Raw genomic sequence first — 9,900 nt, 5'->3', positions numbered from 1 at the left:
GGTCTAATTATTTGAATGAGCTTAGCTGATCAGATCGTAGGCTGATGATTTAGTTCCCTGATTTAGGAAACAAAGCCTATTACATGCCGAAAGCTTAGTTGAGCAACTCGATGAAGTTAATACCATCGTTTGTGATAAAGGATATGACAGCGAACCTTTCCGTACTTTTGTTAAGGAACGCAGAACGTGGCGGAGAAACGGTAATTGCTAAACGCAATTACGGACAAGATATAGACAAAGACAGCATGGATTGGTGTCTATACAAGTATCGTCACTTGGTCGAAAATGCCTTTGGGAGAATTAAGCATTATCGAGCTATTTCAAGTAGATATGACAAGCTAGAAAGGAATTATGCCAGCATGTTATCGCTGGCATTCATGTTAATGTGGCTACCGATGTATTGTTGAACACGAAATGTACAGCAAAGATCAACACGCCCTAGTCATAATCTGTTCCAGTATTGTTAGGTACTATCAAAACAGATCAATCACTTAAAGTCATGTCCGAAAATTGGGGGCCACTTCTGAGCCCCAAATTACGATAACTCTATAACTTAACTTCAAGTCCAATTTTCCAGTTTATGCCAGGGGCAGTGAATCTATTTAAGCCAAGTCCATCCTGATCTACCATGTTGGTAGAACCGAACTTTGGTATGCTACGTACTGAATCCCAAGTCTTGTATTTTTTATCCAAGATATTAAAAATGCCTGCGTTCATAGTGAAGTTTTTAGTTATTCTGTAGTTTGCGATTAAGTCAAGCAGAAAGACGCTGTCGTTAACGTAGCCCCACTCTTTTCCATCTCGGATGGTATCTTCCGCTTTCTTCTCACTTATATACATTGAACGCAAATTCAAATCATAGTTATTGGAGACGTATTTAAAGCTGCCATTGACCTGCCAAGGTTGTACACTAATTAATGAATCACCATCGCTGCCCTTACCCTTACTGTAGTTAAACGCGGAATTAAACCAAAGTTGATTGTCTAAAAGCAAATATGTCGATAGATCCACTTTGAATCTCAGATCGATGCCGTAAATGTATGCAGAGTCAACGTTTTTGTACTGGAGATGATTTTGTTCTAGGTACTTCTTTGGGAAAGTAATTGGATCATACCATGGGTTAGGCACCAGTTTTTGCTCTGCTTTCAAGTCGATAAAATCTTTGTAAGTTGTATAAAATGGACTAACCGACCAAGCAAGATCCTCTTTGCTATATCGAATGAGTATTTCATTAGTGATCCCCTTCTCATCCTTTAGATCGGGGTTTGGCTCAACTCTATTGGCGGCAATTTCATTACCAAAAGAAAAATACAGTTCATTTGGGTTAGGTGCTCTAAATCCAGAACTGACTTTGTATGACAATCGCAAAGGATCGTTTACCTGTAAATCATATCTCACTGAAGCACTAATTCCATCAAAACTAGTATCTTCCGGTTTGGGGAAAGACTTACTGTAATGACGTGTCGATATTGATTTTCCGTTAGTTTTCACTTTGTTTCTGTAGTTGTCGTACCTTACACCCATCGAAAACGTTTGAAAGTCAGAAACATCAAACTCATTTAGATAAGCAAAGTGATAATGTTTCGTATCCACTGGCTCAATAATACTACTATTTGTAACGTAAGTTTTATCCAGGAATAAAATATCCGTATTATTATTTTCAAAGTTTTTTTTATCGAACCCGTAAATCAATGTTTGTGTAAACGGTAATGATATAACGTTCATCTTAGAAAATTCAAAATTCTGATTGAATCCAATCGATTTTTGGTCTTGAGAACGGTCGTATATTTGTTCTAATTCATCATTATCAAATTCATAAACAGAGCTTGTTTTTTTTTGTTTTATTTTTTGATAAAAGATTTTTGTGTCAATGTTTTGTATGTATTTACCATCTTTATCATAATTCCAATCTATAGAGTATCTCGTTCGTTCTCCTTCACTAGTATATAGCCTATGGTTAAACCCAAATAAATCCCAAGAACGTTCATCAACAGACTTATCAACAGAGAAGTTTTCGTAAGCTAATTTCAAGATATGATTATCGTTAAGTATGATATTTGACTTTACTAAAATATTGTCAGATTTTTTTCGGAGTGGATCAGGTTTCGAACGTGCTCTTCCATAAATATCATCACCACTATCTTTCGTCTTTTGCTCACGTCCTTTTGTATATGTATACAGAAGCAGTAAGTCACCATAATCTTGCTGCAGAGCAATACCTGAAGTCGTTTTAAACTCCGAGCGACTACTACTGTAAATAGTCTTATTATACAAACCGAAATCCTTATCAGATGAAATAAGATCACTCGCGTCTTTGGTTTCGTAAGACACTGCACCACCTAAACTACCGGAACCGGTGAAGAGAGAATCAGTCCCTTTGTTAATATTGACAGTTTTAACAGAATCCAATTCTATTTCATTAATCGAACCATCGAGATATCCGTATCCAACGTAAATGTCATTTTCGAAGGTTTCACCTTGATGGATACCATCTACAAGAATTGCGACCCTGTCCTGTTCAACACCTCGAATATTGAATCCACTTGTTCCAGAGTTAGACTTTTGGACAACACTAACGCCAGGTTCATTACTTACAAGGTCATTTACATCTGATACTAAATTAGCATTGATTTCATCTTGTCCAATGCTAACATCAGACTCCTTTAAAACAGCATCTTTTGCACCTAAAACTAAAACTTCGGAAAATTGACTGTCATCTTCTGCATAAAGATTAAAACTCAAAGGCACTAAAATAAATAATAAATTTTTCATTAAACTTCTGACATCTATCTTCAAAAAAAGAAGTTTTTAGACGTCCTCCTCATTTATAAAATTAGTATTTAGATACAAAACTGAAACCGTGTAATTTCGTACGGATTATATCAATCTATTAAAAACTTTATTATGGAAATATTACTTAAAATTAAAAATTAACGATATAATATACGGTTAATTAAATTAAGTATTATTTAAAGGCGCGAAACACAATAAAATTTCAACTGTTATGCCGTTCTAGCCTCAATGTTGTTACATTATCCCTTCCCCCGATTAAGACTCATCAATGACTATTATTTATACAATAAAGCATTGATCCATTTAACAAATGTTAACATTTAGCAGTGTTATGATTATGACGCCGTCATATTGACATAGTTAAACTATTTAATCAATAATCATTATCATTATCATTATCATTTAAGTGCAGCTTTTTGCGTAAGTTTAACTAGTTTGTGCGTTGTAATTTTTTAGGCTTTGATATGATGGACACTCCTCCCTTCTAGCTCCGATGTACCAAACTAATGGTGCAACAAGTAAGAACATGAGTAATAATCATGTCGATTAAATCACTGTGAAATCACTCCTCGAACACAGCAAAGCATCAGTCGATGGATTTACTTTGCATCCCTAGAATCAAGCAGTTTTTTGTTTCCAAGCCGTCGTCGCAAAGGTCAACCTATCAGTTACTCATTTTATCGTTCGATTATCAGGAGTTGGGCTATAAAATTGGGGGTCGAGTGCGTGACCGTATCAAAGTGGTTCTGCTTGCTTCAGAAGGCTGGAGCAGCGCAATGATTTCTCAGGCGCTTCGTATTCATGAAACTACGGTTGTACGTCATATCAACGATTATCTTCAGTCGGAGAAGTTGAAGCCTGAAAACGGTGGTAGCCAGAGCCGAATGTCTACTGCTCAAACCATGCAGATCATTGAGCATTTGGCTGCGAACACTTACTTTCATACTCACCAAATCGTTGCCCATGTAGAAGCAGAATTTGGTATTCACTATAGCGTGGCGGGTATGAATAAATGGTTACATCACAATGGATTCTCATACAAGAAACCCAAGGGTGTGCCTCATAAATTCTGTACAGAAAAGCAGCAAGCCTTTGTCGAGTATTACAATAAAGTCCTTAAGCCGAGCGAAGCCCCAGTATTGTTTATGGATGCTGTCCATCCGACTCAGTCGACAAAACTCAGCTATGGCTGGATTCGAAAAGGTTAGCAAAATCGACGTAAACCATCGCCCAGTACGGGCGGTGATATAAGTCGAAATTGCGATAGCAATTTAAATGCTATACTCTTAATTATCTGTAACGAAAACCAAGTGCAGAAGATAAAACCAATTTTCAACTGACTGACCAAGAAGACCCCACATAGCCTAGTAGCAGATTGTGGCAAGGGAACCGTTATGGCGCAGCAGTTTAAAGTTATCAACGCGGCTGGACGGTCGTGTCTGCTTGTGGAGGCTTACGTAAGACTCGATATTTTGAGCTATAGCCTGCGAAACAAGAAGCATCGCCTGATAAGGCGGTGAGAAGTCACTAAACTCCAATAGCTAGGAACTGTACGAACATAAAGACGCTCCAAATTGGCAATGCAGTCAGTTAAGCTGGCTGGCATTTTTCTTTTCATAGTGGGATATTGCCTAGACCTCTCAGCGGTAGGGTTGCAAAAAACGGAGTGGTTGCCATTGAACAGCCGGTAAACTGAGTTGATTTGGTCAAACACCATCAAGTTAAGTGTGTGATTCATAGAGATGGTTTCAATTTTCTTAGCTGAAGATCGAGCTTGTAATTCTGTTCTTGAAACCGTTCTTTCTTGATCTGGTAGTTCTGAGATACCTCTTCAAACAAAGGAGTTTGTTCAGATATCTCAGTAACCCTGTCTATCGGGGTTAGTCCATTTAACGAGCTGTGGGGCCGTTCCCAGTTGTAGTAGTGTTGCCATTCAGCTAGTAGCAGATCCAGTTCTTCCAGCCCCACAGAGACATCTATGGTCGGATAGAACTCACTTTTATCTGTTTTCTGCGAGCGTTCCACTTTGCCATTCAAGTTTATTTGGGCGAAACTTGATCCCATAAATCATGAGTTGTTTCTGGACTTTCTCAGCAAAGAATTCACGCCCTCTGTCCGTCTGAATACGCTGGATAGGAAATGGCATCTCTTCCACGACACAATCGATAAAGTCAACTGTATTTGCTGCTGTGCGCCGAGAGTAGCACCTTAGAACCCGATAGCGAGAGCAGTCATCAATAGCTGTATACTGGTAAATTCCAGGCGCTATTTTACAGGTGTCCATCTGGACTCTATCACCAGGAATTGGGCGCTCATATCTTTGGAAATCTTTTTGCGTCGGTAAGTTACGATGGGTTTGACAGATGCTTTGTAAGCGCCCCATGAACACACGGGCGCTTTTTTATGTGTGGGAGAAGTTCCAGGGAAGAAGTGAGTCGATATCAGGCTCGGGCTTAGCCAACTCTTTCATGCACTTAACCATGTAGTCGTACAAGATAAGGTCATTCGCTTTTGCTGTCTCGATGATGCTGTAAAGCATTGCGCTGGCGTCGGCACCTCTGGGAGTGTCAGAGAAGAGCCAGTTTTTTCGGCCAATAACCATGGATTTTATTGCTCGCTCAGCCCATTGTTATCGATAGACAGGTGACCATCTTCGACATACCGAACCAGTTTCGGCCACTGACCAACCGCGTATTTGATTGCTTTGCCTAGTTCACCTGTACCGATGACCTTTTGCGATGTCAGCCATTTATGCAGGTCATCAAGCATAGGTTTCGCCAGTTTTTGTCGTTCAGTCATTCGCTCCAGAGCAGACCTTCCTTTCAGGCGAGTTTCAAGCGCATACAGTTTTTGGATTTTTGCCAGAGCGACATCCGCTTTTCCTGTTTTGCCTTTACCTTGTACCTTCTTCGCATCCATGAACTTACGGCGAGCATGAGCAAGACAGCCAAGGTGTTCAACCTTCTCCAGGCCGTCATAGACTCGGTATCCATCCGTTTGCAGGTAGCCATTGTAGTCACCAAGGAAGCCGATGGGACATGCTCTTGAGCGACGATTTTGATAATCGTACAGCACGATGTTTTTAACGCCTTCCAATGTCGCTTCAGGAGAGTCAGCACCAGAGCAGTAAACCCACATATAGCATTGCTTATCTTCTTTAAGCACGGTTAGTGGTGTTTCATCTGCCTGGATGACCACCTGCTCCAGCAAGTGTTTGTGCAGAGCGTTATACAACGGAGTAAAACGTTCGCGGACCTGCATCATCCAGCGAGCCATGGTTGTTCTGGATAGCTCGACACCAGACTGCTCGAACAGGGTTTCCTGACGGTAAAGCGGTAGCGCGTACTGATATTTTCCAAGGATGATGTTAGCCAGAAGGCTTTCTGTCGCGAAGCTTTTAGGGATAATACTGGCAGGTGCAGGCTTTTGGCTGATGCTAACCTTATCGGCTTCCTTTTCACACTGGCGGCAACTGTACTTAGGGCGAACATATTCCAGAACCTTCAGTACTGCTGGCGTGAACTCCAGCTTTTCACAACTATCTTCACCGATTTTATGCAGAGGGTGCTGGCAGCATGAGCAGACTTTTTCATCATCATCCAGGTCCAGAACGATATGCTCACGGGGCAAGTCTTTAGGAAGCGGCTTGCGTTTACCTCGTACTTTTTTGGTCGTGGTTGTCGTTACCACTTCCTGTTCGTCAGAGGCTGCATCGACCTCGCACTCCGCTTCATTAAACAGGTCACCCTGTGCATCATCATAAGGTTTGAGTGATTCAGAGCGTTTGGCGAACTGACGGTCGATAGCTAATTTGAACTGTTCAAGCAGCGATGCCTTTTCAGCCATAAGGGCTTTTACCATCGCTTGAAGCTCGGCAATATCTTGGCTGTCAGGGTTAATATCAGGCATCTTTTTCATGGCATCCATTATACTAAAAATGCCGCTGCAACACCTGATACATCTGACTTTTATAACGATTAACTCATTGTAAAATCGTGTATTTCAACAGGCTTGTGGCCGATAATAGTGAAGCCTGAGAGCAGCCTGTCCAACTCAAATTGGTTGAGGGTAAATACCTGTTTTTTCTCCTGGGAAGGCCATTTGAACTTCGCTTTTTCCAGTCGTTTATACTAGAGCGCGAAGCCCGTTTTATCCCAGTAGAGTATCTTTATTTTGTCGCGCTGTTTGTTGGTAAACAGGAACAATGCTCCTGAACTCAGAGGCAAGTTAGTTTCACACTCAACCAGTGCGGCCAGACCGTTAATGGATTTTCTGAAGTCAACGAACTCACGATACAGGTAGATAGCAGGCGCGTTAGTTAATCCCCTCATGATGATAATGCACCGATAAGTTCGGCCAGATAATCTGTTGGCGTGCCTTGCGGGATGCTCAACTCAACATCGTTAAAGCAAAGCGTCATATTTTCTGTTGCGGAATTCGTTACCTGATAGCGAGTGGTCTGTTCAACTACCTCCGCTCGGACAAAACTGCATTGCTGGTTTTCTCTGGTTAGCTTCAGCGACCGTCGCTTTGAAAAGAAAGTTGAAGGGCTGAGTTGATTCTGTCGGCAGAACTCTCTTTGGTTAAGAGAGCTGTCTTCGTATTGCTGAAATATTTCCAGCCATTCCTGATCGCTGCGTCGTCGGTGAGCCATGATCTTATCTCCTTATTAGTGAAGATAAGATCATAAGTCTGGTGCCTGGCTAATTGAATGTGTGCTTTGTGGGGCGCTTACATCGGAATATGAGGATAGGCGAGTTGCAAGTGGCAAGGCTGATTCTCTTCGTGTTGCGTACCTGACAAAAATACCGATGAAGGTTTATCGAAGCTGATTACGCCATCTGGTTTCGAGTATTGAATAGGTTGGCACTCGTCGGTTGGTTTCAGTTGTTCATGATCGTGCGAAGGATCTGTGACCGTCCACGGTATTGGTTTCTTTACCAGTGGCTGCCATAGATTGTGCTCGAAGGTGGAAAGTGCGCCGCCGATCACACTGCCGAACTTATGAATATTTGCACCAAAGTTGCGTGTGTCATTAAGTTCTTCATATAACCATGAATCTTCAAACTTGGTTTGGTAATCCGGTTCCGAATTGGATTCTGTGAATGCTTCAGCAATGGCTTCTGAGGCTAACAAACCGGATTTCATTGCAGTATGGCTGCCTTTGATTTTGGCGACGTTTAAGGTGCCCGCATCACAGCCAATCAATAAACCGCCGGGGAATTGCTGTCTCGGCAGAGAAGACAACCCTCCTTTCGCTATGGCTCTTGCGCCGTAAGCGATTCGGTGAGCGCCTTTCAAATGTTGCTCGATTGCAGGGTGGTGCTTAAAGCGTTGAAATTCGTCAAACGGACTCAAGTAAGGATTGCTGTAATTTAAGTCGACAATAAGCCCAACGGCGATTTGGTTGTTCTCCATGTGGTAGAGAAAACCGCCGCCTGTGGTGCTGGATTCACACAGAGGATACCCTGCAGAATGAATCACGCTGCCTGATTGACCTTTGGCATCGACAGGTAACTCCCAAATCTCTTTAAGCCCAAGCGCATAATGTTGCGATTGTTTATCATCGTCTAAACCAAATCGTTGAATGAGCTCTTTACCTAGATGACCTCGGCACCCCTCGGCGAATACGGTGTATTTGGCTTTTAGCTCGATACCTGCTTCAAAGTTGGGTTTGGCTTCTCCTTTCTTGTCCAAACCCATGTCGCTGGTGTTTACCCCTGTAACAGCGCCAAATGCATCGTAGTTAATCGTGGATGCGGCGAAACCGGGATAGACCTCGACACCAAGTGATTCTGCTTGTTCTGCTAACCAACGACATAAGTTCGCCAAGCTGATGACGTAGTTGTTTTCGTCATTGTGCATTGGGTTAGGTGTAAGAAAGTGGGGAACACGAACGTGATTAAGTTCTGTGGTTAGGTACAAGAAGGCATCGTTTTTTACAGCTGCGGAAAGAGGCGCGCCCATGCTTTGCCAATCAGGAAAAAGTTCATCCAGTGCACGTGTTTCGAATACCGCGCCAGATAAGATATGTGCACCAACTTCTGAACCTTTCTCTACCACACAAATAGACAGAGGTTCACCTTCACGTTCTTGATTGAGTTGCGCTAAGCGGCATGCTGCACTCAAACCAGCAGGTCCGGCGCAGACAATCACCACATCAAATTCCATGCATTCTCTTTCCATCTTCTTGCTTCCTTTATACGAAACCTTTCTTTGTGTTTTAGGTGCTTCTTCTATTACGCAGTGCTCGTATAAAGAACTATAGTGCAGTTGACGTAAACGTAAACTAAACTAAGCTCAAATGGTAACGTCATAGGGCGTGATAAAGGTTTTGAGTGACGGTGTCATGATGTGTTTTTACCAAGCAAGGTTATGAAAAACCTGAGCTTTAATGCAAATCTTTGTCGCGCATGACCCAATTGCTAGGACGCGTATCGCTTTGCGATCTGCTAGGAGGGAATGTGAAAGTACTGGTTGCGATTAAATGTGTAATTGACCCTTACGTTAAAGTAAGAGTGAAATCTGATGGTTCCGGCGTGGAAACCAACAACGTGAAGATGACGATGAACCCATTCTGTGAAATTGCGGTGGAAGAGGCGGTACGCCTTAAAGAAGCTGGGGTAGCAGAAGAGGTGTTAGTGGTGTCGATTGGTGACACCAGTTGTCAGGAACAATTGCGCTCAGCGCTTGCATTAGGTGCGGATCGTGCGATTCATATTGATGTTGAACCGTCACCAGAACCGCTTGCGGTCGCGAAGTTACTTAAAGTCGTGATGGAACAAGAACAGGCTCAATTGGTGCTTCTGGGTAAACAGTCAATCGATACGGATAACAACCAAGTCGCGCAAACGTTGGCAGCACTGTCGAATCGTCCGCAGGGGACATTTGTATCGGAAGTGAAAGTAGAAGGGGAAACGGTTCTGGTTACACGAGAAATCGATGGTGGCTTAGAGACGCTCAAACTGGATCTGCCTGCGATCATCAGCACGGATTTGCGTTTGAATGAACCGCGTTACGCCTCGCTACCGTAAGCGTTCACCGAGGTATCTTGACTTACCAGATCTGAAGAAACATATGCAGTTTATAGATCAAAAACGTTTGGGT

2 protein-coding genes and 8 pseudogenes are annotated in these 9,900 nt (G+C 42.4%); 4 read left to right on the top strand and 6 right to left on the bottom strand.

Features of this window, described 5'->3' with window-relative positions; translation table 11 throughout:
- Positions 1-76: 76 nt before the first annotated feature.
- A pseudogene (locus R7F64_RS23335) lies at positions 77-407 on the top strand (transposase); the annotation flags it as partial.
- 139 nt (positions 408-546) lie between these two features.
- Here the strand turns inward: R7F64_RS23335 and R7F64_RS23330 are convergent.
- Positions 547-2,772 carry a TonB-dependent hemoglobin/transferrin/lactoferrin family receptor gene (locus tag R7F64_RS23330; protein WP_140136442.1) on the bottom strand — a complete coding sequence of 742 codons (2,226 nt, stop codon included), beginning with the start codon at positions 2,770-2,772 and terminating at the stop codon, positions 547-549.
- A gap of 573 nt (positions 2,773-3,345) precedes the next feature.
- Between R7F64_RS23330 and R7F64_RS23325 the strand changes: the two are divergent.
- Positions 3,346-3,513: pseudogene (locus tag R7F64_RS23325) on the top strand (integrase); the annotation flags it as partial.
- Positions 3,510-3,998 (top strand): annotated as a pseudogene (locus R7F64_RS23320) (IS630 family transposase); the annotation flags it as partial. The pseudogenes R7F64_RS23325 and R7F64_RS23320, both read left to right, overlap by 4 nt.
- Positions 3,999-4,527: 529 nt before the next feature.
- Here the strand turns inward: R7F64_RS23320 and R7F64_RS23315 are convergent.
- From R7F64_RS23315 to R7F64_RS23295, 5 genes and pseudogenes are all read right to left on the bottom strand, one after another.
- A pseudogene (locus tag R7F64_RS23315) lies at positions 4,528-5,163 on the bottom strand (DDE-type integrase/transposase/recombinase); the annotation flags it as partial.
- Positions 5,164-5,194: 31 nt separating this feature from the next.
- Positions 5,195-6,711, bottom strand: a pseudogene (tnpC, locus tag R7F64_RS23310) (IS66 family transposase).
- A 59-nt stretch (positions 6,712-6,770) separates the two neighbouring features.
- Positions 6,771-7,124 (bottom strand): annotated as a pseudogene (gene tnpB, locus R7F64_RS23305) (IS66 family insertion sequence element accessory protein TnpB).
- On the bottom strand, positions 7,121-7,447 hold the full coding sequence (gene tnpA, locus R7F64_RS23300; protein WP_010451948.1) for an IS66 family insertion sequence element accessory protein TnpA: 327 nt from the start codon (positions 7,445-7,447) through the stop codon (positions 7,121-7,123). Before tnpA ends, tnpB begins: the two are co-directional and overlap by 4 nt.
- An 80-nt stretch (positions 7,448-7,527) precedes the next feature.
- Positions 7,528-8,979: pseudogene (locus tag R7F64_RS23295) on the bottom strand (4Fe-4S dicluster domain-containing protein); the annotation flags it as partial.
- A 278-nt stretch (positions 8,980-9,257) separates the two neighbouring features.
- Between R7F64_RS23295 and R7F64_RS23290 the strand changes: the two are divergent.
- A pseudogene (locus R7F64_RS23290) lies at positions 9,258-9,824 on the top strand (electron transfer flavoprotein subunit beta/FixA family protein); the annotation flags it as partial.
- Positions 9,825-9,900 lie beyond the last annotated feature (76 nt).

Origin of the sequence: Vibrio sp. Vb1980 (assembly GCF_033338615.1) — a bacterium.
GTDB lineage: Bacteria > Pseudomonadota > Gammaproteobacteria > Enterobacterales > Vibrionaceae > Vibrio > Vibrio alginolyticus.
The sequence above is the reverse complement of the archived record's forward strand: the minus strand, read 5'-3'. Positions and strand labels throughout refer to the sequence as shown.

What these genes read in the sequence shown, in the direction of transcription:
- R7F64_RS23330 (WP_140136442.1), bottom strand. Translation starts at nt 2,772, where the DNA reads ATGAAAAATTTATTATTTATTTTAGTGCCTTTGAGTTTTAATCTTTAT.
- tnpA (WP_010451948.1), bottom strand. Translation starts at nt 7,447, where the DNA reads ATGGCTCACCGACGACGCAGCGATCAGGAATGGCTGGAAATATTTCAG.